We start from the raw sequence: 25,754 nt of genomic DNA on the forward strand, positions 1-25,754 counted from the left end.
ATATACTTTGCATAAAACGGCTTTTATATGGACAGATGAATATTATAACTACTCGTTTCCAGACTATCATCCATTTAAATCATTAAGAGAAAGTATGACTAAGAGATTGCTGGAAGAAAGAAGTGCATTTCATTTCATCACATTAATTGAACCTAAGCCGATATCAGAAGAGGTTCTTCAGTTAGTCCACTCCAAAGAATATATAGAATTTGTAAAATATAAGAGCAAGGAAGGTCAAGGATATTTAGATGATGGAGATACTCCTGCATTTAAGGGTATATATGATGCTGCATTAATAAGGATAAGTGGTAGTGTAAAGGCATTAGAATTAATAAAGGGTGGGGAGTTTAACCACGCGATCAATATTGGTGGGGGTTTTCATCACGCAAAGAGAAATAGAGCTGCTGGTTTCTGTGTATTTAACGATATTGCTCTCATAGCAAAATTAGGTGAGAATTCCTTTTCAAAAATAGCAATAGTTGATATAGATGGTCATCATGCTGATGGTACACAAGAACTATTAATTGATGATGATAAGGTTTTGAAAATTTCCCTGCATATGTTTCATCCTAACTTCTTCCCGGGTAGCGGGGATGTCAACGAGATTGGAGTAGGAAAAGGAGAAGGGTATACTATTAATATTCCTCTACCACCTGGTACTGGAGATGATGGTTATCTTTTAGCATTTGACGAGATAGTAATCCCCGTTATAGAAAGATATAAACCAGAGCTTATTATCCTCATAACGGGCGGTGATTCACATTTTAACGATCCTTTAGTTGAGTTAAAATTATCCACCCATGGTTATTTAGATGTGGTAGCAAAGGTCCATCATCTAGCCCACAAGTACTCCAGTGGTAGGCTTATAATGTTGGGAGGAGGCGGATATAACTATGATGCGACTGCTAGAATTTGGACAATTTCAATAGCTGAGATTGCGGGAATATACGACTTAGAATATGAAACTCTCCATGATCCTTTCTCTACTAAATCATCAAAGTTTGTTATGGAGAAAATAAGAAGCACTATCGATCGAATAAAGAAGATACATTCACTTAACTAATATTATTGATGACGCCTTTCTGACCTTTTCTATCGCTTCTTCTACGCTATTTCCAGTTGCCAGCACTATACCCATCCTTCTCTTTTCATATGTAACAGGTTTTCCGAACAACCTAACTTGTACTCCTGGGATCTCCATTGCCTTCTCCACGTTAATAAATTTAGGTCCCCAAACATTTTCAGTTTGTGCTAAAATTACATGAGAAGCCGCTGGAGAGACTAACTTAACTTCTGGAATTGGTAGACCTATTGCGCTTCTAACATGAATTTGAAATTCGTTTATATCACTACTAGCTAATGTAACTAGTCCAGTATCATGCGGTCTAGGTGCTACTTCGCTAAAGAGAATTCTATTTCCGCTTACTATTATTTCAACACCATATATTCCTAAACCTCCTAATTCCTCTACAACTTTTTGCGCAATTCCCCTAGCAGTCTCTTTCACTTCTCGACTTACTGTAGAAGGGTGCCAAGATTCAACATAATAGTAACTTGGCCTTTTATGTTCTATCGGTTCTATAGTCTTAGTTATTATGCTACCGGAATTCGAATAGTATCTATACGTTAATACTGTTAACTCAGTATCTATCTTTACGAACTCTTCTACTATAACTCTTCTACTCTTACCTCTAGCATGAGATACTGACTCCCTATAAGCTTCTTCCACGTTATCAATCTTATTAACTAGTATATGGCCATGACCACTAGAGCTCATCTCTGGTTTAATTAAGCAAGGAAAACCTATATCCTTGCAAGCATTTTTTGCTTCTTCTTCATTTTCTGCAAATGCGTACTTTGTAGTTGGAAGGGCTAGTTTTTCCGCAGCAAACCTCCTCAATTCAATTCTATTCATGCATGCCTTCACTGCATTTGCATTAGGAATTACTCTAAAACCATTGCTTTCAAGATCAACTAGTGCATCAGTATTAATTGCCTCTATTTCGGCTATAATTGCATCAGGATTTTCCCTTTTCACAACTGCCTTAACAGCGTTTGGATTCATCATATCTATTACGTACTTTCTATGTGCGACATGCATTGCAGGAGCTAAATCATATCTATCCACAGCAATAACTTCTAACCCCATTCTTTGGGCCTCAATAGCCATTTCCTTTCCTAACTCTCCACTCCCAAGTAGAAGAATCTTCTTTGAACCCTCAAATAAGGGAGTCCCAATTTCCATATACCAACTACTTAACTCTAGATAATAAATCTTCAAGAAGAGAGTAGAATCTAGACTGATCCTTTATCGTATGAAATACACAAATCCAACCTTTAGGTACTCTACACTCTCCAGTAAATGGAAATACCACCATGCCATACTTGAAATATTTAGAATATTCTAGAGTCTGGAGATAATCATTTTTGCGTATCTTAGCCTCAATCACAACTTTATCTTCTACTATAAAATCTGGCCTATTATGCCATCTAGTAAGGGTGAAATTATGGAGTGAAGGATAGATTTCGTTCTGTCTTTTTACCCTATAATTTTTAGCTGTTAAGAGATTATGGATGAACACTTCAAATATTTCGCCCATAAGCTTGTTTATGGCAAGAGTTCTTAGTCTCAGTGTAGGGTAAGCCATAAGAACATCTTCGTTTACCTCTATGTTAACAAAGTTAGCCAAATACCGAAGTTTCTCCAGGAGGACAGATTCGTTACCCAAATACTTAAATCTAACACCTTCTATCTTATTGCTGTTTTTATCAACTATTGAGATTAAATTTCCTTCCACGAATACTGTAACATCGCCATTTTCATCTGGAACTAAATATCCGTCCTTAAACGAGTATCTGTATAATTGCATAATTTGATTATAATGGATTAATTTTTATAAGGTTTTATTGTCTATTATGATGGATGTTATTTACTATTAATGATGTCATTTGGGGAATAGTATTAAGTCTCTGGGTAGTTATTGTTGTTCTGTATATCTCTAAACTGATTTCACAAAGATTCGGAGCCTATGTAAGCAGAAAGGCGATACATATGTTAGGAGGAGGCATTGTTGCAGTACTATCTCCATACGTTTTTAACTCTCCATTAGTACCAATAATCACATCTTATCTCCTTATGGTGTACTTAATAGTCATAAGAGTACTAAGAAAGGAGATGAGTTGGTTTATGGATAGGGAAAATCTAGGTGAGGTATTCTTTGCATTCTCCTTCGGAACAATTCTTTTGTTGATGTTCTTGTTAGATCATAATTATTGGACTAATGCAAGTCTGATTTACGTTGCTATTCTCCCCTTAATTTTCATGTCTTTCGGGGATGGCATAACCGGAATAATAAGAAATTTTGTGTATAAGAGAAGAGTTAAGGGATTTTGGGGATCATTAGGGATGTTAATATTCTGCACAGTGGTTGGTTATTATCTACTGAATATACCCGGTTTAATAGCTGGGATTATTGCCACAATTGCTGAAGTCTTACCGTATATTGACGACAATATTTCGGTGCCATTTTTATCGTTCCTAGTTCTTTATCTATTTATAAAAGTCTTTTAGCTGTTTGTACTTACTAATATCGATTATACTTATACTTAAGTTGCTAACATCTACAGATATTATACCATTAATTTTAGCCAACTTGGCATCATTCAACATTATATCATTAGTCTTATGAAATTTTCTAATTAGTTCAAGTATTCTCCTTAGTTTTGTCTTATCTTTTATATCAACTATTAATTCATCAGGGATGGGGGGTATATAAAAGGATGGCACTGCAATATAGAATTTTGAGGATAGAGTACTATACCTCAAAATTTTCAACGAAATTCTACTTTTTAGGTACTCCTCAGCATCTATGGCATTTGAATTAGGTATATATCCATATTCTACTTCAATTCCCATATCTTCATCACTAACGTAAAGATCGAATAGTCTTCCCTTCCTCTCATATTCTATGAATACTCTATAGCCTAGACTCTTGAAGTAAGCAGACAATATTAGCTGAATACTAGAGTGGTTAATATTTGTAAATCCTAATTCATAAAAATTTATTAATCTTTGTATTATATCATCTAGTTCTACTCCTCCAAACGATTCTTCTACTCTTTTGGCTAATTTTTCTATATCGTTAATAAACATTAATTTCGATCTCATATAATATCTGCCTCAGTGAGGGGAATGCTCTTCACGACTCAGAAAACCGTCACTTCATCACTTATGAAGTAATTTTTTATTTCAAGTTAAAAACTCTGCTAAATATGATATCATTGTTATTAGGATCACAAGCTCCTCCTTGGTCATATTTAGAAGATCTATTTCAAGATTATAGAAACGTAGCAGTATACGTTGATAATAAAAACATTGTGCAAACAGTTAAGGTTAGTGATATAGACGAATTTTATACGCCTTTTTCGGTACTTATACACGCAAAGTACTTCAAGTATTATTCTCCATATTATATAAAATTAGAGAAAATGGTAGCATTTCAAACCATGAGCGAAAAAGTAGCCAATCATTTGATTGCTAAAAAAGGATGGAGGGGAATTAAATATTATTATGGCGATGAGTTTTTGGGGGCGTGGATATTATATGATTGCACTAAATGCAGAGAGAAACAGAGGGCTCACTTAGAAATTAGTAAGTTGGCGGCGAGCGAGGACGAAATAATAGAAGCCCATTTAAAAATCTATAATTCATGAGGTTCTTGTCCTATTTCGAAATCGTCGTTATATTCATTAAATCTCTCCACTTTATATTCTTTAAAATAAGTGTCCTCTTTTTTAGATAAGATCTCTTCTACAAGGATGTTAGCTAACCCTGGTCCTACTTCAGCACCATAACCGTTGAATCCACCAATGTAATACACATTCTCAGCTATTTTCCCGTATGCGGGTCTCATGTCTGGTGTAGCCTCACAGAAATTACCAGAAGTATATAATTCCTTAACTTCTCCTAACCTCCTAGAAATTCTGGATGAAACCTCATTCTTATCTTCTATGCAGATATTTTGCTGAAAGGGAGTAGCTTCTATAACTTTCCCATCTCCCATGATAGCAAAGGGTAATCCAAGTCCTATAACGGGCCTCGAATAGAAATTATTAACATAATCATATATTATATTAAATCCCACTTCTTTTTTTCTACTTAGAAATAATGAAGCCCAACAATAGTAAGTCTTTACGGGAAGTTTAACGTTAATTAAATATTTACTCCACGCACCAGCTGAGAGAATTATCATGTCGCTTTGGTATAATTTATCATTAATCTTAATGAAACCTTTACCTTCGTTAACGAAAATATTAGCGCGATATGTAATCTTTTCTGTATAGTTGATTAAACTTCCAACAGATACTAATCCATCTCCACCTATAGCCTCAACAGTTTCATCATTTATCCAATTCACGTATTTTACGTTAATATTAACGCCTGCAGAGATCCATGAATCTACTATAGAGGGGTTGATTTTACCTAAAGTATAAGATTTAAAAGGATAATAGGGAATGTTGAATTTTTTATAAAAATTTAAAGATAATTTGGCTAACTCAATATCTTTTCCCTTTAGCAACAATGAGTGAATCAGGCTTGGAAATGGCCTTTTTACCTTAGGATCAATTAATCGTACTTCAACTCCATTTTTCTTTAGCATTCTATAAATAGAACTACCTACTATTCCTCCTCCCACTATGGTGATCTTCAAATCGTAATGTTGATAAGCCATGATTATTAAAAAGTTAACTAATGAATAAAGTAGTTGAGGGTTATTTCCTAAAATATAAAAATGTCATATGGAGTGTTAAAGGTTGTTATCATCCAGATGGGTATGCTGTTGCACTACCTAGACTAGTTGATGGTATAAAGATCAAGAGACTTTACGATGCACTAGAAATAATTAGAAGTAAATTCAGCAATTTATTAAAATATGTTGATGAGATAGGCTTTAGTGTGCCTTTAGTTCCCCTAAATGAAAGTGAAATCCTAGATCCGTTTAACTTTAAAATATTTGATAATAAGCTAAGAGAATTCATGAGCTTTTTTGATAGAGAGGTAGGAATCACGGGAAGCTATTTATATTTAGGTAAAGGTAATGACATGGATTTACTGAGCTTTAAACCAGAACATTATCACATGTTAGAGGAGTTAAGAAAAAAAGGGATTACTAGGCCATTACTTACTGTCGAAGACTCTGAAATAGAGACTCTAGATTATTCTTCGTTCAAACTTTTGAAAAGTAAAAGAGTTCTAGAAGGTACTTTTGAAGGACAAGGATATACATTTAAAATTGTCCAATGCGAAGAATTTGGCCAAGTCAGGGATATAAAGGAATTTGATGGCCATATAAGAATCGCCAAACTAATTAAGCCATTTACAATCCCAGTAAAGTACCTTGCTATTGACGATAGCGGTAATGAGTATATTTTAACTAGCTTTCGAATTAGATTTACAGAATTATCTCCTAATACTATCATGTATATAAAGGGAAAGATTCTGGTTAGAGAGAAGTTCGATGACCTGGACTTAGATATAGCGGAGGTAGTAAAGTTAAAAACGTCTTGAATACTGATTAATCTTATGTCATCACATAAGCAACATAGGCAACATGCGCCTACTAATATAAATTTTTACGTAATTACAATTAGCACTTCTAGATATGAAAAGATGATGAAAAAAGAGCCAGTAATAGACGAGTCTGGGGATATTATAAAACAGCTAATTATACAATCGAATTATAATGTAGTAGGCTATGATTTGGTGCCAGATGAAAAAGTAAAGATACTTAAAGCGTTTGCAAATGCCTTAGATAATTCCCAGACTGACGTAATTATATCAACAGGCGGTACTGGTTATACACAGAGTGATGTTACAGCAGAGACTATAAGAAGAATATTCGATAGAGAAATTGAGGGTTTTTCGGATGTATTTAGACTAGTGAGTTATAATGACCCTGAAGTAAGATCTGCATCATATTTGACTAAAGCAACTGCTGGAATAGTAAACGGCAAGGTAATTTTCTTACTGCCAGGTTCGCCAGACGCTGTAAAATTAGCCATGAGGGAGCTAATATTACCAGAAGTTGGCCATTTGCTCTATATTGTTAGGAGAAAATAATTTTAGTTAGCTTATCCATTAAAATCCCTTTAATGTTTTCAGTTAAGTTCATACTATTTAGTTTGAAGTATAGTAGAACTATGTTCTCTATGTTCTCGCCTTTAATTATTCCATCTATTAATGTAGAGTATACTTCATCTACTATTCTATCGTCAATATCCTTGTACCAGCCTAAGTCTTCTTCAATATCTTCTCTTAAATCTTTCGTGGCAATTTCTAACTTTTTGAAAAAGTTATTAATGTAGTTTTGATCTAGATTTATTTCAAGTAGATCTATTGGTGTTTTAATATTTAATTCCCTTGCAGTTAATGGACATAATGTAATTTTTTTCTCTATTGTCCTATTGATATTATCTTTATTATTGAGAATATTAAGAAATACACTACTACAAGTAAAATTTGACTCGTTTAATTCACTTCTTAGCAAGCATGGTATGTGAAGATTATCTTTATTGATTTTTAAGTCATTCATTGCCAATAACTGTAAATTGTAGATATCCACTACAGTCTTTTTCTTTAATCTCTGTAAATAAAAATACTCTTCAGGTGTTATCGTATAAATTTCCTTAAACTTTAACAATTCTTCTAAACTAGATTCATCCTTAATTATTTTTGAGAAGTCTTCGGTTAGGTAAAATATACCTAATCTTTTTCCTTTTTTAAGTAGATAAATAAGAGATTTAATTATTTGATCTTCAAGTTCCTCTGATAGAGATGTTATTATTAGTACACTATTTAGATCACTCTTAATACTTCTAAGTAGATTCTTAGGTGGTATTTGATTAATTTTTGTCACTTTTCTTAGTTCCTTAGTGATGTCTAATCTTACGGGACAGACTTGTTCACAAAGCCCACACATATGGCAATTAGCTAGATCGTTCTCTTTCTCGAAATACGAAATCGAATAGAAGCCTAGAGGAGTGTGAAATACATCATTAGTTTGTTCACCGTATGGGCAAACACTAATACACTTACCACACAGAATGCATCCATTAAATAAACCTTCTCCTTCTGTAGTAGAATACTCTAGAGTATTTCCTATAGATTCCAGTCGTCTATTGGAGTATATGGAAAAAGCAATTTCATCCTTTCTAAACCTTATTACTGAAAGCTGGGATTCTTTCATAAGATTAATTATATTTTCAAGATCACTTAGAGATGAGTACCCTAGATACCAATACTCATATTCTAACTGCTCAACTACTGGTGAGATCTCGTCATAGAATCCATTTAATAATTTCTGTAACAGCACTTCTCTTATTTTGGGATATGGTATTAGTATGTAGCTTTCCATCCCTTTCTTTACAAGGCTGACTTCCCTAAATACGGGTATTCTCGAAGCGTACCAACTCTTTATGATAGGAATTAATTCAGATAATTCCCCATCTAATCTTTTATAAACAATTTCCTTGTCCTCTTTTTTCAGATAAACGTTTATTACAATTCCACCCTTATATCGTCCAGAGTAATATTTACCGTCTAGGTAAGCATCGACTTCGACCCTCCCATTTATCTTGCCAAATTCATTAAAGCCTGTAATTGGGTCATTAAAATACACAGACCCTCCAACTGTAAAGTCCATATTAGACCAGAATTCTACCTTATATTTTTCAAGAACTTCCCTCCACATAGTACCAGCCTTTATTTTTAGTTTGTCACCTAAGTCATCTATCCCCCTATAATCAATGAAATCTACTACATTCTCACCCTCTGACCCCCTAAAGTATTCATATCTAGGTACAGCATTTGGCAACATTGACGAACCTTCTGAGTACTTTATTACGTTTTTTACCTCAACGTTACCTATTTTTGTTGGCTTGAGTATTCTGTAAAACCTATTATGCAATTGGACTTCCCTCCCTATCCTTACTTCCTCCCCCGATTGAACCTCTTATTAACCCATCTATTAATCTTAATGATTTTTTCCTTGATAAATATTTATTATTATTACCACAATATGGGCTATATACGCAATTAGGACATCCATCCTCACAATTACAATTCTTAACTATATCTAAGGCAACTTCATAAGCTTGGTCTAATCTTTCAAATAGCAATTTGGCGACACCACTTCCACCTATGGAAGAGTCATATATTACGACATGTCCACTAGGATAGCTTATTCCACCTAAATCAGTTAAAGAAGCTCCTGCGGCAACTCTTGCTGCAGATATTAATACATGTTCGGTTGCATGGTAAGCCTCCATATGGTCTATTAGAGTGAAGTCATCTATTAAAGGATGATATATCAGCAGTCCCTTTGTGTTATATGTAAACGAAATGGGGTTCTCATAGAAGTATTCATTCCTCCCACCTTTACCTTTTGAATATACGTCATAAGTTACATAACCCTCTACTCTCATGAGTAGTTTCATTTCTCCATACTCTACCTTTTCTCCGTACACTTCCCTCTCATCCTTCTTATTAAACTCCAACAAATCCATCGAATAGAGGGGTTTAGTATAATATGACAATTCACTATTAACTTTTCTTGCTTTTGCTATTAATCTGTCAATATCAAGCTCTTCTATAACGTAGGTCTTTTTTGAAATTAAGTACACTGCGTTTGGATATAAATCATGTAGTGCTGCTGGAAGTTCTCTTTCACCAATTTTCTTCTTATCTTCGTATATTCTTACAATAGGACCTACACTTCTAAGAGATGTGGAGGCAAGGTACTTTTTAGTTTCTGAAACTGCCAAAACGTTGCTGCCTATAATTTTGGCTTTTCCTTCAATATTTAATATTTCATATGCTTTTTTCCAGAGAGGAGGTAAATTATCTAATCTTATTCTATATTTTTCAGCCAAATATGCTAAAGCGTGAATCTTAATTACTTCCATGTTTGAAGGATCAAATGTTAGCGGTTGAATTTTTCTGTTGAAGAACTCCTCTGGATGCCTAAGATAGTAGCTATCTATAGGATCATCTCCTAAAATTGTAAATATTAATCCGGCATTATTCCTCCTTCCCGCTCTACCAGCCCTCTGAATATATTTAGTATAACTTGGTGGATTTTCTGCCATTATCACTGCATCTATACTTCCTATGTCTATTCCTAATTCCAATGTAGGTGTAGCAACTACTCCGTCCAGTTCTCCATTTCTTAATTTTTCCTCTACTTTTATCCTCTCTTCGGCATTTAAACCTGCCCTATGTACTTCCAGATTCACTCTAAATCTATCAGCTATTTTAGCTACTAATTCTGTCATCTGTTGAGAATCGGTAAACACAAGTACTTTCAACCCTTTTTTAACTAGAACTGCAGCCAAATAAGCTGCTAATGTCCACCTACTAGAATTACCACTATCTATTAGACCATGTAGTGCAATTCCTTTTCTTCTTCTTGTACCTTCTATAATTTCCCCCTCAACTCCGAACAACTCCCCAAATAAGTATTTAGTAGCGCCTATAGTCGCACTTGAGGCCACTATGTGAATATCGTTTTTGAACTCCTTGATTCTATCGGCTAGATTTCTAATGTGCGCACCTAAAACGCCCTCATATACGTGAACTTCATCAAATATAAAATGATCAGCTGTCCTTAATAAGAATCTAAATCTGTTACTTAGTGCTAAACCTAAATGTATCATATCTGGATTAGTTATTAATATATGAGGAGGGTTTCTATACAATCTTTCTCTTTCTTTTTCGGGTGTATCTCCATCGAAAATCCCAATATTCAATTGCAACTCTCCCGCTAATTTGTAAACTCTAGTAAGTTGGTCTCTTGCCAGAGCTTTTGTGGGATATATTAGAATGCTTCTTTCACCCCTTAGCGCTAGGTCTAGAATTGGTATCAAAAATGCTTCAGTTTTACCGGTTCCAGTTCCCGATATTATCATTACGTTTTCCTTATTTTTTATTTTTCTATATGCTTCATATTGATATTTATATAGTCGTTCAATTCCATATTCTGTAATAGTTTTCTTTAACTTATCGTCAATATCCATTTCATTTATGGATGGTCCTAATTCGGGTTCAAGAAAAGTTTCCGTATGAACGTGCGCTATCCTAGCATTGAACGTTTTTAGCTTATCATTTATTTCACTAAGAATTTCCACAATTTTATTAACTATTTCATGTAGGTTAAAAGCATGGTGGATGTCCTTAATAGCAAAAAAGATGTTGAGGTATTTCTGTCTAAACAGAGAGAGAAATGTAAATTAGGAGATGTTATCACGATTGTAATAACTGAAAACACATTAGAAGATATTCCCTTTATAGCGTCAAAATATGGATTCTCCATGACTGATGGTGAAAATTTAGAAGGAGATCTAATTATGATAAAATTAGAGTTTAGACAGATTTTTAGGTAAGCTATAAAGGTATAAACAAGTGTGTAGTGTATCTGGAGTCCTTATATTAAACCCTAAAAATTTTGACAAAGTTGAGCGAAAATTAGCTGATATTCTCAAAAGGGCAGAGGATAGAGGCAGGGATAGTTTTGGAATTGTTGTAATTCAAAAGGACGGTACGGTGAAAGTGAGAAAATCCATAGGGAAGCCTTCAGAAAAAGAGGAATTACTGTATGGAATTTTAGATGAAGACTCTAGAGTAGTAATAGCTAATAATAGGGCAGAGCCTACGACTGAATATGTTAGACAGAAGACTGAAGAGGATATTCAACCCTTTATCGGAGATAGATATATTGTAACCCATAATGGAATAATAGCGAATGATTTAGAATTAGAGAAAAAATATGAGCTTAAAAGAAAAACTAAGATCGATAGTGCAATTCTTCCATCACTTTTAGATAAAACATGGGATGGTAATCTTGGAACATTAAAGGGAATTTTAGAACAAATAAGAGGAAGCTTTGCTTTAGTTATAGGTGATAAGAGAAATCCTGATAGAATATTTCTAGCTCAGAACTTTAAGCCATTATATATGGCTTATGACTACTCGTTGGAGTCAATATTCTTTACGTCTCTTGATGAATATTTTGACGTAAAGCCATTTGACCCAGTAAACGTAACTAAACTAGAACCTTATTCTGTAGTAATGGTGAGTTTAAATAAGCAAATAACTACGTTACCGATCATAGAGAAAAGAAAAAAACATAAGGTACTCGTTGTGGCAAGTGGTGGGCTAGATTCAACTGTTGCGGCTACTAAACTTTTAAGGGAAGGTCACGAAGTTACACTAATACACTTTAATTACCATCATAAAGCTGAGGAAAGGGAAAGAGAGGCAGTGAGGAAGATTGCTGAGTATTTGCAAGTTCCTCTAATTGAAATAAATACAGATTTATTTAAAATGATAGGCCACGCTACACTAATAAAGGGAGGGGGAGAGATAGTTAAGGATAGGAAAGGAGAAGAAGGGGCAGAGTTTGCGCACGAATGGGTTCCTGCAAGAAACCTAATTTTCTTTTCAGCGGCATTAGCAATTGCCGAAGCTTATGGATACGACGCAATAGCCTCTGGGATAAATTTAGAGGAAGCTGGAGCTTATCCAGATAACGAGATGGAGTTCATAAGGATGTTAAGTAAGTTAAGCCCCTATGCGACTGGCCCAAATAAGAAAGTGGATGTATTGATGCCAGTTGGTAATTTAGTGAAGCATGAAATAGTAAAGCTGGGATACGAAATTGGTGCTCCATTACATTTAACATGGAGCTGTTATGAAGGAGGGCAAAAACATTGTGGGAAATGTGGACCTTGCTATATGAGGAGGGTGGCGTTTAAGATTAATGGACTTAGAGATCCAGTGGAGTATGCTGAAGAATGATCGAATACTTTAATAACCATTTGGATAGTACTATTTTTTATGCTTTCTCCAATAGAATTTTTTGTTACAGTTGTGCTAGTTAGTGCTCTTTCAGGTATACTAGGCGCTCTGACTGGTTTAGGTGGGGCCACGTTTTTAGTACCAATTTATACATTATATCTAAACGTACCTATTGCATATGCTTCTGGAGCTAGTCTAATTTCAACTATAGCTACTTCTAGCGGTGCAGCTAGTGCATATATTAGGGATAGAATAACTAATGTGAAAATAGGGATGGGGCTTGAGATAGCTACTACAACAGGGTCTATAGCTGGAGCCTTGACAGTAGCATACATCTATGCTCATCATTTAGAATTTATAGTGTATATTGTTTTTGGGATTGTTCTCCTTTCTCAAGTTTATGTGCAACTTGCCAAGTCTAAATTTGAGCTTCCTAAACCCATTAAACCAGATTGGACAACTAGAGTTTTTGAGCTTTATGGAAAATATTATGATACGGTGTTAAAACAAGAGGTTGAATACCACGGTGTTAGGTGGTGGCTTGGCGAAATAATAATGTTTTTTGCTGGTTTCATTTCAGGCTTGTTGGGAATAGGTTCAGGAGCATTAAAGGTTTTAGGTATGGATTGGGCGATGAACCTACCAATGAAAGTTAGTACTACTACAAGTAATTTCATGATTGGTGTTACAGCTGCAACTGGAAGTTCAATTTACTGGATATTGGGATATATACAACCATTTTTAGCTGCGGGTACTGCATTAGGAGTTTTGATTGGGGCATTTATTGGAACTAAAATATTACTGAGAGTTACAAATAAAACTATAAGGTATATTTTTACTGTGATTCTCGTCTTCTTGGGAATTCAAATGATATTAAGGGGTCTGGGATATGGACTTTAACAATATTATAGGCAATACATTAAGAATAGGCGTAATTATTAGTGCGATAATAATTATTTTCGGAGTGGCTCTATTATTTGTATACAATGGTTCCAACGGGTTTACTATTACTCAGATATCAAGTTCAAACTCAATTGTTAACAGTTCAATTTTTAAACCTTCTGAAATATTTAGTGGATTACCTAAGCTATACGGCCTAGATTATATATACTTAGGACTAATGGTTCTAATAGCTACTCCAGTACTTAGAGTATTGTTAGGAATAGCACAATTCGCTTCTGAGAGAAATAAATTATATACAATAATAACTGTAATTGTATTTTTCAATCTAATGTTTGCAATATTCATATTACCTATACTCATAAGTAAGTAATATTTTACCATCTTTCAAATATTCCATTCTTTTTTCTAAAATCTTAAGATTTAATTCCATTTGCTCATCTATAATTTGCTTAGTAAGCAACTTGCAGAAATTACTCTCAGCCACCTCAGAGAAGCTTTCCTTGAGAATGTTCGATATGGTATTATAATCAATTGATGATAACAGATCTATTCCATCTTTAAAATCATCCTCATTAGCCCACAAATTAAACCTACTCACCTTTTTATCGATTATTTGTATTATGTAATATAACGGTTTCCAAGCAGATAGCGAGTGCCCGTGATCAATGATAAATCCCTTTCCATTCTTTGACAGTACATGATCTTCTTTTAAATCTATGTTCAAAATCCACTCTTCAAATGCTAAACTCATCTTGATTTCATCTAAATTACTTATGTTTTCATTTGAAGCTTTATCCGGTAAGTACTCCATTAGAAGCCCCGTTTCTTCTCCATATTTCACTAAGAATACTTCTGGTATAGGCAAATCTAATAGTTTACCTACTCTCGAAGCGAATAATTCAGATACGATTTCCAAAGCGACGTTTATATCTCTCTCTTTTTTTGTAGGCTTAAAGTATAATAACAATGCAGTGGTAAAAGTTTGGCCATAAATATAAAATTATCTTATAACATATCTACAGACCTTTTTAACACAAACTTATTTTACATATAGTTATATTATAATATAATGGAAGATGTTAAACAGTCTGTAGAAAAAATAATAAAGGATCGGGAGTGGATAACATTTAATGACCTATTAAAATATGTACCGTATCCAGCTCCAGAAGTTTATAACGCATTATCTCAACTTATTAAGGAAAATAAGGTTGGGAGAAGAGGAAGATATTTCTATTACGTAAAGAGGTAAGCAAGAGCTAACTTTTATTAGATTCCCGTCTAGGTAAATTAAAATTGTATTTTATTGCAAAAATTCTCAGTAAAAATGTGCTTAGAAAACTTACAAATAAACTACCGTGATGCAAGTAAGGAATAGTGAAATAGTATATTATCCCACCAAGAAGAGCTGCGGTAGCATATATTTCCTTAGTGAGTATCATAGGTGTTTCGTTTACAAGAAGATCCCTTATTACACCCCCTCCAGTACCAACAATGGTTGCAATTAATCCAACTGATATTGGATTTAATCCATAAGAATAAGCCAACGACGCACCTAATGTTGCAAAGGTTGAAAGACCTATGGCATCGCTTATTGCAATTATGATTTTTATTGGATTAGCCTCTAACCATTTATAGAAATAAAATACGAAAATGGAAATACCTACGCTTAGTAGTAGATAATTCCATTCCTTAAGTATCTGTGGTGGATATATGCCTAGTAAAATATCTGCGATTATACCTCCAGCATAGCTAGTTACCACTCCCACGATTATTACGCCAAAAAGATCTAACCCTTTATTAGTTCCCTTAAGAGATCCAGAGATTGTAAATGCGATTATTCCTACTACGTTAAGTAATTCCAAGATCATATACATTGTCAAAGAAATTCTTCACAACCTATAACTTTTTCTCATAGACTATCATAAGCTTGCCCTTGTAACTAGTTTTTATCTTCAAGTTATATTTGTTCTTTTTATTAAAAATTAAAAAATTCGCATTCTATGTAGAGAGATCGATTAATATTAAATTAATAGAAAATCGTTTTTAGAAGGATTAGTTAATAAAAGGCTTTTTTAATTTCAATTCTTGCTATGTTGAGAGATCATATCAAATTCTAACGAGAAGATTTTTTAACTAAACTATTTCCAACGTATGTGCAATTAATAGTCCCACGAAATCGTAGATTACTTCTTTGTACTACGTGTTTTTATTTTTGAGATTTTAGTTTAGTGTATATTTTTAATTAATCTTAAGATTTTTATCAAAACGGATAAAGACGAGAGAAGAAGCATTAAAAGTACCAATAGTAAAGAAATGAATAAGGCTAATTCCGAATAAATTGGTCTAAAAAACAACGTTAAAATTATAACAGCTCTTATCATTACTTTAAAGATGTCTCATTTTCTTTTATTTCTTACTCTTAGAAGTACTGTAGCAATCACTACAACTATTATTATTATCACTATAATTGCTATAATGCCAATAGGAGATTTGAAGAACTGTTCATAGAATGGAGGAGATATTGTCACATAGAATGTATCAGACTGCTCAAATGGGAATAACGCACCAGTCTGATTCCATATTAAAGCTATTGCCAATGGGTAGGTTCCAGAGGATGCTCCACTGCTCACATCAACTACAAAAGTTACATTTATTGTTTGTCCAGGAGCAATATCTCCAGCGAATACCTCAGATGCTGTCAGTGCTTGTAATGGGTTTGATGAACTTACATGAGGATATATTAGATTAGAAGTACCTAGCCTAACTATAACGTTCTTAGCTGTCGAATTTCCAGTGTTTTTAAGAGTTATTGTGATTGGTACGTTACTATCTCCTGCACTTAGTGAAGGGTAAGATACTCCTACTACGATCAGATTAGCCTTGGGATATATTTGTAATGGGTATTGATAAGTTTCTTTCCCACCATCATAGGTAATGGTAACGTTTATAATATAGGTTTTAGGTATAGTATCATTTGGAACATTTATGAGGAATGTGGCATTAACTGGTGCTCCTACTGGTAGTGCTCCTAAATGTAGTGGATTAGAAGATATAACTTGGAATGGTGATTGAATGCTCACATTGGCGTTTTCTGCTATGCCACCTCCAAAGTTTGTTAAAATTACCAATAATCTAACGTCGTAATAGCTAGGAAATACTTGAGGTGGAATTGTTACCAAATTTACTGAAATATTTGGTGAATAAATTGTTATTGGGATCGTTATTGTAGTTTTGTGATTGAAGTAATACAGAGTTGCTGGTATGTAGTATACTCCTGGTGTAGCATTTGGAAACACACTTACAGTTACCGTAGCATAATTTTCTTGCCCAGCTGGCACAATACCAATTTGTGCATTAGTCTGATGGAAGATTAATGGATACTCTACGTTCTGGAAAACTAGGGTAGCATTGAGAATATTAACGTCACCAGTGTTTTTGAGTAAAACTGTTAAAGGTACATCGTTCTCACCTGAAGAAACTGTTATTGGGGACGTTACTCCTCCCCACAAACTTTGAGCTTGTATTGTAATATATCCTAGGATATCAACCGTTATCATTATGTTTTCTTTAAATCCACCATAAGCCACTAAGGTTGCTGGTATGTAGTATACTCCTGGTGTAGCATTTGGAAACACGTTAGCTGTAACTGTTACGTAATTATAGCTACCTGCGGGAACGAAACCAACGGAGGCGTTTTGCTGGAGGAACTGTATCGGATAATGAGATTGTAATATTAGGCTCACATTTGTCATTAGGTTTTCTCCAAGATTCTTTATTACTATCGTTAACGGTACGTTATTCTCTCCCGGCGCTACTAGTATCGGATTAGATAAAGAACCCCATACACCCTCTACCGAAACTTGATTCAATGACTGTATATATATTGGAACTTTTACATATTGTATCACACCATCGTAGTACATTACTTTTGCGGTTATGTAGTAAACACCAGTATTTGTTACATTGGGATAAACATTTGCAAGTACTGTTACTGGTATAGGATAGCCCGCGGGAACGTTTCCTATGGTTACATTGTTCTGTAGGAACTCTACTGGATATTGCGATTGTAAGAACAAGGTTGCATTCGTTATAGAAGCTATTCCAGTGTTTTGTAGTATTATTGTTAGTGGTATGTTGTTTTCTCCTGGTCCTACTACCATTGGGTTTGATGTTGTTCCCCATACTGAGGATGCAGAGAAATTAACATAGCCTAAAATGTAAACTGGCATTTCAAAAGTTTGCATGAATCCTCCATCATATGCAACTAACGTTATCGGTACGTAATATACTCCAGGTGTTACGTTCTTATAGACGTTTGCTACTACTGTTACGTAATTATAGCCTCCAGCTGGTACGAAACCTATCATTGTATAATTTTGGAGGAATTGTATCGGATAATGAGACTGTAATATTAACATGACATTGGATAATAGGTTTTCTCCAAGGTTCTTTACATAAATAGTGAGGGGAAGTAATGTTTCACCAGGGGCAGCCACTGTGGGGTCTGATGGTGTACCCCACGCATCTTCTAATGATACTTGATTAGATGAGCCAATATCAATGGGTACTAATACTGTTGTAGTTGCATTATGATAGTATATTATATTTAACTTGATATAATACAAACCTTGAGTTACGTTAGGATACACTGAAGCCATTACAGTTGCTTCTCCATAATATCCTGCCGGTATTGCGGAAATTGTGGCATTATTTTGTAGGAATTTAACTGGAAACTGTGAGTTTAGTTCCAATGTTATATTGGTAACTAATGAATTACCTAAGTTTTGTAGTATTATTGTTAGTGGTATGTTGTTTTCTCCTGGTCCTACTACCATTGGGTTTGATGTTGTTCCCCATACTGAGGATGCAGAGAAATTAACATAGCCAGCTATTACTATTGGTACTAAAACGTCATAAGTTACCTGGGTACCCGAGGTAGTGACACCTTGGACTATTACTACATCAGTGTATGTACCAGTCTTAGCAGTACTGGCTATATCAAATAGGTAAGTAACATTTACTGTTTGTCCTTGATTCCACAAGGGAATATGCGTAAGTTCAGTTCCATTATTATAGGGGTAAAGGTAAAACGGATAAGTATCTACAGGAATTATTGTTACATCAGTTAAGGTTTGGCCTAGGTTAATCAGATGGAAGGTTATTGGTACCTCAATTTCGCCAGGTGTTATTAGTTCGCTGCTTGTTGCATATCCTTGAATCGGCGTGGATTGTGAGGATATTGGTAGTGCTAAATATGTTAGAGGAGATAATATTACAAAAAGTAATATTATTAAACTCCTTCTCATCAAAATCACCTTCAAAAAGATATATCTAAATACTTTTAAGTGTTTTCCTTCTTTCGTTCTTAATAGCACGAAGAATGATCATAGATGCTATATTACCACTTAAAGAGAAATTCTGAAATTAAAAAATTATTATTGTATTCATAGAATGTATAATTCTTTTTGCAACGTGTTTAGTACTTTCCCATATCCTTTTTTTACTACTACTTCGTCTTCTATTCTTATACCAAATTTGCCTGGTAGATAAATTCCAGGTTCTATAGTAAACACCATATTTTGCTCTATTACATCATCGTTATCTGGAGAAATGTATGGATCTTCATGAACGTCGATTCCTATACCGTGTCCAGTCCTATGAATAAAGTAAACCCCATATCCCTTATCAGTTATAACTTTTCGAGCAATATCGTCAATCTCCTTAGCCCTCATACCCTCTCTTACGTGTTTTTCAGCCTCTTCATTCGCACTTTTGACGATTTCTACAATTTCTAAAGCTAAAGTGTAGTTAGGTCTACCTAATGAAAACACTCTTGTAGTATCTGTAGAATAGCCCTCATACTTTATTCCGTAATCTATAACTATTACCTCACCTCCTTTTACCTTTTTATCACTGCATCTCAAGTGGGGCATAGAAGAGTTAGGACCAGAGGTCACTATTGGATCAAATGAGATATAACCAGCTTCTCCAATCAAGAAGCTCTTTAGTTTTCTCTCTATTTCGCACTCCGTCATATTTTCCTTTATATTCGGTACAAATTCTAAAAGAAGTTCTTCTGCTTTCTTAACACCTTTCTCCATTTTTTCTATTTCCTCATCATCCTTTACTTGTCTAAGCTTTCGCAATATAGCTGAAGCTTTACCTATTCTTCTAGGCTTGAACCTATTTAGTATTTCTATAGTGAATATTGAGAAGGTCGTATCGTCAATTAAAATATTGGAATTTTCCTTTAAATTTAGTTTGGAGTAGGGATCCTCCCCATCTCTATAAACGATAAGTGGTAATTGCTTTAATTGCTCCTCATAGAGTTTTGGCACGAGCATGAAATAATCGTCTTTAGTGACGAAAAGTAAAAGCGGCCTTTCCATCTGTTCCTCCGAAAATCCTACTAAATAGAACATGTTGCTAGTAGTTCCAATTATCAGATAATCTGTATCAGTCTTCTCCAATTCCTTTTGTAATCTCTGTATTCGATCCATGTTCTAAACTTAAATAGACGTGTTATAAAAAGATAGGCTAAATGATAACTATTGTTTATGACGATATATACAAGTATCACGCTCCAAAAAAGTATCACGTAGAGAACCCTAGTAGGATAGACAAGGCATTATCTGCAATTAATCAACTTGAGGTTAAGTTTGTGAAACCAGTTAGGGTTGATGATCCTCAAATAGTACATTCAGAAGATTATATTAAATTAGTTGAAAAGCACTCTAAATTAGAAGAGAACTTAGATGCGGATACTTATACTAACAAGTACACCTACGAATCCGCACTTTACGCGATGGGTGGTGCATTAAAGGCTTTTGAGACTAACGGATTTGCATTAGTGAGACCTCCTGGTCATCACGCTGGAGTCAATGGAAGAGCTTTAGGAGCTCCTACTTTAGGTTTCTGTATTTTCAACAGCGCAGCATATCCTATTAAGAGGTATAATTTAAAAAGAGTGGCGATTATTGATTTTGATGTACATTATGGTAATGGGACGCAAGAAATCTTTTATGATGATCCAGATATTCTGCATATTGATGTACATCAAGATCCTAGGACCATCTATCCGGGGACCGGCTTTGCGGATATGATAGGTGGAAAAGACGCTGAGGGGACTAAGATCAACTTACTGATACCTCCTTTAGGTAGTGATGATTTATATGAGGAATTAATTCCAATTATTCAAGCTATTCTAGACGATTTCAAGCCAGTGGTTGTTGCGTACTCTGCTGGTTTTGACTCTTATGTTGGTGATGGTCTGGCTTCAGTTAACGCTTCTGAGTATACGTTTTATAATTTTGGTAGGATTAGCAACAAATTTACTAGAAAATATGCAGTTTTAGAGGGAGGTTATGATAAAGGTTTAATAAAAGGTTTAAAGGCATTTTTAGAAGGATTTACAAACTTGAAAATAGAATATAAGAAATATAAATCAAGTGATGCAGTTAAGTCTAGGTTTATGAACTATCTAAGTGAAGAGAAAAACATTTTGAGGAATTATTGGAGTATCTAGTATTAGCAAGTGTAGTAGCATTTTAGTGCTATATTATAGGCAGCATTATAATCTCTATCTGCTTTATATCCACAAGCTGGACATACAAATAGCGAACCTAGTATTTCACCTTTCTTATATCCACATTTTGCACACACCCTTGATGTATTGTACGGGTCTATTTTTCTATATCTAATACCTTTCTTTCGTATCTCGTTTTCTAGCATATTCTGTAAAGCTCGTAATCCTTTACCCGTTTTCGTCTCAAAATATTCCAAATTCTCCATTGCGACTATTTTTGGTTCCAATTCTTCAATAAAGCTTACAGCTTCGTAAATGATTTTTCTAGCATTAGTCTTCATTTCCTCTAACTTAATAATTCCTTGATTTTCACTTAAGAAATTTGCAAACTGCTCCATAAGTTTAGGTTCGTTAAAGAATCTCACTTTCCATGGTTTGTTATCCTTTAATGCAACAATTGTTATTAGGTGACGTAAACCTAGGTCTACTCCAACTATACTAGGGTTCTCTTGATAAGCTAAATACACTCTTATATCGGTATCCTTATACTCCACTATGGCGTATAACGGTGGCCTAGAATCACTTTGTATTTTAACTAAAGTATTATACTCTTTTATTTTTATTATATCATTGCTAACTAATTCTATCTGAAGTGGGCCATCTCTAGGAATTCCTCCAGTAAGTATTGAAGTTACAATAGATTTGGGTAAGGTAGGAGGTGGATCTACCTTTTCCTTAATCCCTTTCTTTCTTAATGCGTCAACATAGAGCTTGTAATATACAATTTCTTTTTGAATATCCTTTAGTTTACCATAATCTATAACTTTTGCTTCTATGAGACTTTCCTTCATAAATTAATATTATAATCTTCATGCTTAAGAATTTATACTTCTCAAAGATGCATAATACTTCCCATCATAAGTTCTTCTGCATCTACTCCTAGATAGTATTTTATTGTAGACGAAAATACGTATCTTTCATTGTCTGTATAGAGCTTATAATACTCCTCATTTGTCTCTTTTGATAATCTATTCTTATTGTAATAATATCCAATTAAAAGAGATGGCCCTTCTTTCTTATTGTAATAAATTAAACCGGAATTTAAGCTCGTAGAGTAATCCTTTAGTTTATCTAGAGTATTTACGTACGCCTCGAATGGAGACATATTGTTTTCTATCAATGTCTTTATCTCCTCCAGAATTAGATAACTATCAGTAAATGGCCTATTATTATCCTTAAAGCTCGTTCTACTAACTGAACCATTATGAGCAAAGTAGAGATCATAGATGTTTGCCCTTACATAATAGGGATGAGCATGAGATACTCCAGTAAGAAATTTTCTACCAGCTTTTCTTGCATGAATAATTCCAATTATCTCTTCTCCCTTGGCAATATCAATTAAATAATTAACGTTAGGATCTTCAAATATTGGATCTTCTGATCTATAATAAATTACCTTCCACTTATCATTTTTCTTGAGAAAAACACTTAGACCCCATCCATCAGGATGGCTACCATACTTAGAGAAAATATCATTTCTACTCGCCTTTATTAATGCGTTAACATATTTTTTTGAAATTTCGGCCTTAGTGTGAAAAGCCAGAATTCTACACATTTAACGACAACCCATCAGAAGCAATAAGTATTTTATTATTAGCGAAGCTTATTATTTTTTCTTCAATTTCAACTGGAATATGAGTGGCAATAATTCTCTTATTACTAAACAATTCAAATATTTGTTTGATTGAAGTGTGCCCCCAAGCACTACAGTTATTCACACAAGTCGTTTCATGAATAATCAAATCTACATCTTTTATGTTTTCTAGAATGGTATTACAAGGCTCTTTAGTGTCTCCAGTATATAATACCTTGGTATTACCATCACTTATAATATAACTAACGGCATATATCGAGTGACAAGCTTGAATCGAATATATTTCCATATCGTCAATTTTACCTCTGGGTAAATCGCTTTCGTATACTTTAGCTGAAATATTATTTCCTACTCTAATGTATGAGTTTAGCACTTCTAAGAAACCTTTAGTAGAGTAGATTTCCAAATCCGGAATTTGCCTTATTTTCCTTTGGACTAAATAATCGAAAACTCCATTAAAATGATCGACGTGCAGATGAGTAATAAAGAGGGCCTTTGGATGTGTACTCATATCTTCCAGTCTTAACTCAGCCCCAGGGCCTAAATCTAGAAGTACTTTATCGTTGATTAGTATACTGGATTTAACCCTTTTTAATCCTAAGCTAGAACCAGCACTTGTTCCAATAAAAGTTATTTTCACATGTCGTCACGCTCCGTTACATCTACAAAATCCAAATCACAAAAACCTGTAGTGCAATGTTCCTCCTTCCCTTTTCTATTACTTTTTCTTTTACTCGTTATCGATTTCCTCAAGGAATTTCCTCACCTCATCTAATTTTGGTCCTAAAGCTCCTATCTTAGTTACGGAAAGTGCTGCAACCTTATTTGCATATTCAACTGCGGTCTCAAGATCGAATCCCTTTTCTAAATAGACGGAAAGTGCTGCGTTAAATACATCTCCAGCTCCCGTTTCATCTATAACGTTTACTTTAGGAGATGGTATAAGTACCTTTTTTCCATCCCTAGTTGCTAATAAAGCTCCTCTTTCCCCTAACGTAACTATAACTGCCTTTTTTACTTTCTTTAGTAATACATTTAAGCCGTACTCAAAATCATCAGTATTTACTAACTCTTTAAACTCTATTTCATTAGGTGTTATAATATCAACTAATGACAAGATTTCAGTATTTTTAAGGTTTGCTGGTGCGGGATTAAGTATTTTTATTCCGTTAAACTCCTTTGCAGCCTTTTTAACTACGCTTTCTCTTATTTCCAATTGCATTAACAATATATCCCCCTCAAGACTATTATTTAAATCGTCTTCTGACAAGTAGTAGTTAGCGCCCCTGTTTACGACAATGATATTTCTTCCTTTCTTGTCAACGAATATGTATGCAGCGCCAGTGTTTATACCATTCTTTATCTTAACTTTAGATACGTCAATATTTTCCGATTTCCAGAATTCAATTGCATTCGTTCCGTGCTTATCATCTCCCACTGCAGCGATTATTTTAACATGACTTCCTAATCTTGAAGCTGATACTGCTTGGTTTGAGCCCTTCCCTCCATGAGTTATGTATACCTCATCAGCTATTACCGTTTCTCCAATTTCCGGTATTTTACTTACTCTCAATATTACATCAACGTTATAACTTCCTACTACAGCTATCAACCTAGGACTACCTCTTTTAGTTTTCTTATTAAATCATCCTTATCCTTACCCACGACTAATACCATATTATCCCGTAATATCGCGTCACCATTAATACCACTTTTACTCAATTTTATTTTACCTTTTTCCGCTGCATCTAGTATTTTATCAGTTAACGGTAATAATATCCCTATTTTTTCACTAGATGTTTCTCTCATGATTTTAGTTATCTCATTACTTACGTTATTAAGTATTGGTCCGTCAATCTTTATTTTATCTAAATATTTTATTAACCCCCCAGCTAAACTTAGCACGTCACTATACTTTGTCATATATGCCACATTTACTTTAGAAGTATCGTTAATTAGCTTAAGTGTAATGTTGAGATTAGACTCTAAGAACCAAAGTAAGTTTTCTAGCTCATTTCTTCCTTCTTCTCTCTTTACTATAGACTCTACAGGAGCAAACGGGTCAACTGGTCCATATCCTCCTCCTAAGTCTAAACCGTATTTGATTGCTAACGAAGCAAATCTTTTAGCTCTAATTACTGCATCCCTAAGTTTGTATCCTAAGGCGAGATATGCAGTTATGGAGGCAGAAAATACGTCTCCACTACCATGCGTGTTTTTAGTGCCAATGTAATCTCCCTTTAACTCTATTTCCTCTCCGTCAATTATAGCATAATCTACTCCATTAAATCCCTTAACAACCACGTTTCCGTATTTAGAATATATTTCTCTTGCAGTTTTTATAACATCATCTTGACTATTAATCTTGGCATTGGCTATTATCTCAGCTTCATATCTATTGGGAGTAGAAACTACAGCATCTCTCATCGCTTTTCTTATTTGTTCTGAGATGTCCTCCGTTATTAATAGTGATCCAGATTTCGCAACCATTACGGGATCTAAAACTAGTTTTATTTGATATTCCTTAATCTTTCTTAGCACAAGTTCTATTATTTTACTTGAAGCCAGCATACCTGTTTTTGCATGAGATGGTCGTAAATCTTGACAAACTGCATCAAACTGAGCTTCAATGAAATCTGGTGGTATCTCTAATACTTTTGTTACTGCTTTTGTATTCTGCGCAGTTAAACCGGTTATTATTGTTGTACCAAAAACTCCTAATGCAGTAAACGTCTTTAGATCTGCTTGTAATCCAGCACCTCCTCCGCTGTCACTACCAGCTATTGTGGCTACTACTGGTCTAGTGTGCACAATTTAAC

General features: G+C 34.4%; 26 protein-coding genes. 11 read left to right on the top strand and 15 right to left on the bottom strand.

Annotated features, from left to right (window positions below; genetic code table 11):
• The first annotated feature begins 7 nt into the window (after positions 1–7).
• Entirely contained in the window at positions 8–1,063 is a 1,056-nt protein-coding gene (locus J5U23_RS01360; protein WP_218266679.1) for an acetoin utilization protein AcuC, read from the top strand.
• Here the strand turns inward: J5U23_RS01360 and purT are convergent.
• Together purT and J5U23_RS01370 are read right to left on the bottom strand one after the other, a co-directional pair.
• Entirely contained in the window at positions 1,052–2,245 is a 1,194-nt protein-coding gene (gene purT, locus J5U23_RS01365) for a formate-dependent phosphoribosylglycinamide formyltransferase (protein WP_218259106.1), read from the bottom strand. The genes J5U23_RS01360 and purT overlap by 12 nt on opposite strands.
• Positions 2,246–2,252: 7 nt before the next feature.
• Entirely contained in the window at positions 2,253–2,870 is a 618-nt protein-coding gene (locus J5U23_RS01370) for a hypothetical protein (protein WP_218259107.1), read from the bottom strand.
• A gap of 53 nt (positions 2,871–2,923) precedes the next feature.
• Between J5U23_RS01370 and J5U23_RS01375 the strand changes: the two genes are divergently transcribed.
• Complete coding sequence (locus tag J5U23_RS01375; protein ID WP_218259108.1) at positions 2,924–3,571, top strand: phosphatidate cytidylyltransferase; 648 nt, start codon at positions 2,924–2,926, stop codon at positions 3,569–3,571.
• Here the strand turns inward: J5U23_RS01375 and J5U23_RS01380 are convergent.
• Positions 3,551–4,168 carry a hypothetical protein gene (locus J5U23_RS01380; protein ID WP_218266680.1) on the bottom strand — a complete coding sequence of 206 codons (618 nt, stop codon included), beginning with the start codon at positions 4,166–4,168 and terminating at the stop codon, positions 3,551–3,553. The two genes, J5U23_RS01375 and J5U23_RS01380, sit on opposite strands and share 21 nt — an antisense overlap.
• A 104-nt stretch (positions 4,169–4,272) precedes the next feature.
• Here J5U23_RS01380 and J5U23_RS01385 point away from each other — a divergent pair, with 104 nt between their 5' ends.
• Positions 4,273–4,713: a hypothetical protein gene (locus J5U23_RS01385; protein ID WP_218259110.1), complete on the top strand. Its 441-nt coding sequence runs from the start codon at positions 4,273–4,275 to the stop codon at positions 4,711–4,713.
• Here J5U23_RS01385 and J5U23_RS01390 read toward each other — a convergent pair.
• Entirely contained in the window at positions 4,701–5,732 is a 1,032-nt protein-coding gene (locus J5U23_RS01390) for an FAD-dependent oxidoreductase (protein ID WP_218266681.1), read from the bottom strand. The two genes, J5U23_RS01385 and J5U23_RS01390, sit on opposite strands and share 13 nt — an antisense overlap.
• 20 nt (positions 5,733–5,752) lie before the next feature.
• Here J5U23_RS01390 and J5U23_RS01395 point away from each other — a divergent pair, with 20 nt between their 5' ends.
• A complete protein-coding gene (locus J5U23_RS01395; protein WP_218266682.1) occupies positions 5,753–6,568 on the top strand; it encodes a hypothetical protein in 816 nt (271 codons plus the stop codon).
• Positions 6,569–6,583: 15 nt separating this feature from the next.
• On the top strand, positions 6,584–7,120 hold the full coding sequence (locus tag J5U23_RS01400) for a MogA/MoaB family molybdenum cofactor biosynthesis protein (protein ID WP_218266683.1): 537 nt from the start codon (positions 6,584–6,586) through the stop codon (positions 7,118–7,120).
• Here the strand turns inward: J5U23_RS01400 and J5U23_RS01405 are convergent.
• Positions 7,107–8,966, bottom strand: coding sequence for a 4Fe-4S dicluster domain-containing protein (locus J5U23_RS01405; RefSeq protein WP_218266684.1), 1,860 nt, complete (start codon positions 8,964–8,966; stop codon positions 7,107–7,109). The two genes, J5U23_RS01400 and J5U23_RS01405, sit on opposite strands and share 14 nt — an antisense overlap.
• Positions 8,959–11,184, bottom strand: coding sequence for a DEAD/DEAH box helicase (locus J5U23_RS01410; protein WP_218266685.1), 2,226 nt, complete (start codon positions 11,182–11,184; stop codon positions 8,959–8,961). Before J5U23_RS01410 ends, J5U23_RS01405 begins: the two co-directional genes overlap by 8 nt.
• A 33-nt stretch (positions 11,185–11,217) precedes the next feature.
• On the opposite strand from J5U23_RS01410, the gene J5U23_RS01415 reads away from it, so the two are divergent.
• The 4 genes from J5U23_RS01415 to J5U23_RS01430 are packed head-to-tail and all read left to right on the top strand — an operon-like array spanning position 11,218 to position 14,126.
• Positions 11,218–11,439 (top strand): hypothetical protein, encoded by a 222-nt coding sequence (locus tag J5U23_RS01415; protein ID WP_218266686.1) that lies wholly within the window; start codon positions 11,218–11,220, stop codon positions 11,437–11,439.
• A 19-nt stretch (positions 11,440–11,458) separates the two neighbouring features.
• On the top strand, positions 11,459–12,853 hold the full coding sequence (queC, locus tag J5U23_RS01420) for a 7-cyano-7-deazaguanine synthase QueC (RefSeq protein WP_218266687.1): 1,395 nt from the start codon (positions 11,459–11,461) through the stop codon (positions 12,851–12,853).
• Between the two features lie 39 nt (positions 12,854–12,892).
• The gene (locus tag J5U23_RS01425; RefSeq protein ID WP_218266688.1) at positions 12,893–13,753 is read left to right on the top strand and encodes a sulfite exporter TauE/SafE family protein; all 861 of its coding nucleotides are present in this window, start codon (positions 12,893–12,895) and stop codon (positions 13,751–13,753) included.
• Positions 13,743–14,126, top strand: a complete 384-nt coding sequence (locus J5U23_RS01430; protein ID WP_218266689.1) for a DUF1634 domain-containing protein — start codon at positions 13,743–13,745, stop codon at positions 14,124–14,126. The genes J5U23_RS01425 and J5U23_RS01430 overlap by 11 nt, the downstream gene beginning before the upstream one ends.
• Here the strand turns inward: J5U23_RS01430 and J5U23_RS01435 are convergent.
• On the bottom strand, positions 14,103–14,723 hold the full coding sequence (locus J5U23_RS01435) for a hypothetical protein (protein WP_218266690.1): 621 nt from the start codon (positions 14,721–14,723) through the stop codon (positions 14,103–14,105). The genes J5U23_RS01430 and J5U23_RS01435 overlap by 24 nt on opposite strands.
• A 102-nt stretch (positions 14,724–14,825) precedes the next feature.
• Between J5U23_RS01435 and sul7s the strand changes: the two genes are divergently transcribed.
• Complete coding sequence (gene sul7s / locus J5U23_RS01440) at positions 14,826–15,005, top strand: winged-helix single-stranded DNA-binding protein Sul7s (RefSeq protein WP_218259119.1); 180 nt, start codon at positions 14,826–14,828, stop codon at positions 15,003–15,005.
• 7 nt (positions 15,006–15,012) lie between these two features.
• Here the strand turns inward: sul7s and J5U23_RS01445 are convergent, their stop codons facing one another.
• The 3 genes from J5U23_RS01445 to J5U23_RS01455 form a co-directional block, all read right to left on the bottom strand.
• Entirely contained in the window at positions 15,013–15,630 is a 618-nt protein-coding gene (locus tag J5U23_RS01445) for a trimeric intracellular cation channel family protein (protein ID WP_218266691.1), read from the bottom strand.
• A 522-nt stretch (positions 15,631–16,152) separates the two neighbouring features.
• Complete coding sequence (locus J5U23_RS01450) at positions 16,153–19,131, bottom strand: COG1361 S-layer family protein (protein ID WP_218266692.1); 2,979 nt, start codon at positions 19,129–19,131, stop codon at positions 16,153–16,155.
• Positions 19,132–19,200: 69 nt separating this feature from the next.
• Positions 19,201–20,256, bottom strand: a complete 1,056-nt coding sequence (locus J5U23_RS01455) for a M24 family metallopeptidase (protein WP_218266693.1) — start codon at positions 20,254–20,256, stop codon at positions 19,201–19,203.
• 41 nt (positions 20,257–20,297) lie between these two features.
• Here J5U23_RS01455 and J5U23_RS01460 point away from each other — a divergent pair, with 41 nt between their 5' ends.
• On the top strand, positions 20,298–21,281 hold the full coding sequence (locus J5U23_RS01460) for a histone deacetylase family protein (protein ID WP_218266694.1): 984 nt from the start codon (positions 20,298–20,300) through the stop codon (positions 21,279–21,281).
• A 2-nt stretch (positions 21,282–21,283) separates the two neighbouring features.
• Here the strand turns inward: J5U23_RS01460 and J5U23_RS01465 are convergent, their stop codons facing one another.
• The 5 genes from J5U23_RS01465 to thiD form a co-directional block, all read right to left on the bottom strand.
• On the bottom strand, positions 21,284–22,132 hold the full coding sequence (locus tag J5U23_RS01465) for a zinc ribbon domain-containing protein (protein ID WP_218266695.1): 849 nt from the start codon (positions 22,130–22,132) through the stop codon (positions 21,284–21,286).
• A 41-nt stretch (positions 22,133–22,173) separates the two neighbouring features.
• Positions 22,174–22,896, bottom strand: coding sequence for a class II glutamine amidotransferase (locus J5U23_RS01470; RefSeq protein WP_218259125.1), 723 nt, complete (start codon positions 22,894–22,896; stop codon positions 22,174–22,176).
• Positions 22,889–23,575, bottom strand: a complete 687-nt coding sequence (locus tag J5U23_RS01475) for an MBL fold metallo-hydrolase (RefSeq protein ID WP_218266696.1) — start codon at positions 23,573–23,575, stop codon at positions 22,889–22,891. Before J5U23_RS01475 ends, J5U23_RS01470 begins: the two co-directional genes overlap by 8 nt.
• Positions 23,576–23,665: 90 nt before the next feature.
• Complete coding sequence (rbsK, locus tag J5U23_RS01480; RefSeq protein WP_218266697.1) at positions 23,666–24,547, bottom strand: ribokinase; 882 nt, start codon at positions 24,545–24,547, stop codon at positions 23,666–23,668.
• Positions 24,544–25,746 (bottom strand): bifunctional hydroxymethylpyrimidine kinase/phosphomethylpyrimidine kinase, encoded by a 1,203-nt coding sequence (gene thiD / locus J5U23_RS01485; protein ID WP_218266698.1) that lies wholly within the window; start codon positions 25,744–25,746, stop codon positions 24,544–24,546. The genes rbsK and thiD overlap by 4 nt, the downstream gene beginning before the upstream one ends.
• Positions 25,747–25,754 lie beyond the last annotated feature (8 nt).

This window comes from Saccharolobus shibatae B12, assembly GCF_019175345.1.
GTDB lineage: Archaea > Thermoproteota > Thermoprotei_A > Sulfolobales > Sulfolobaceae > Saccharolobus > Saccharolobus shibatae.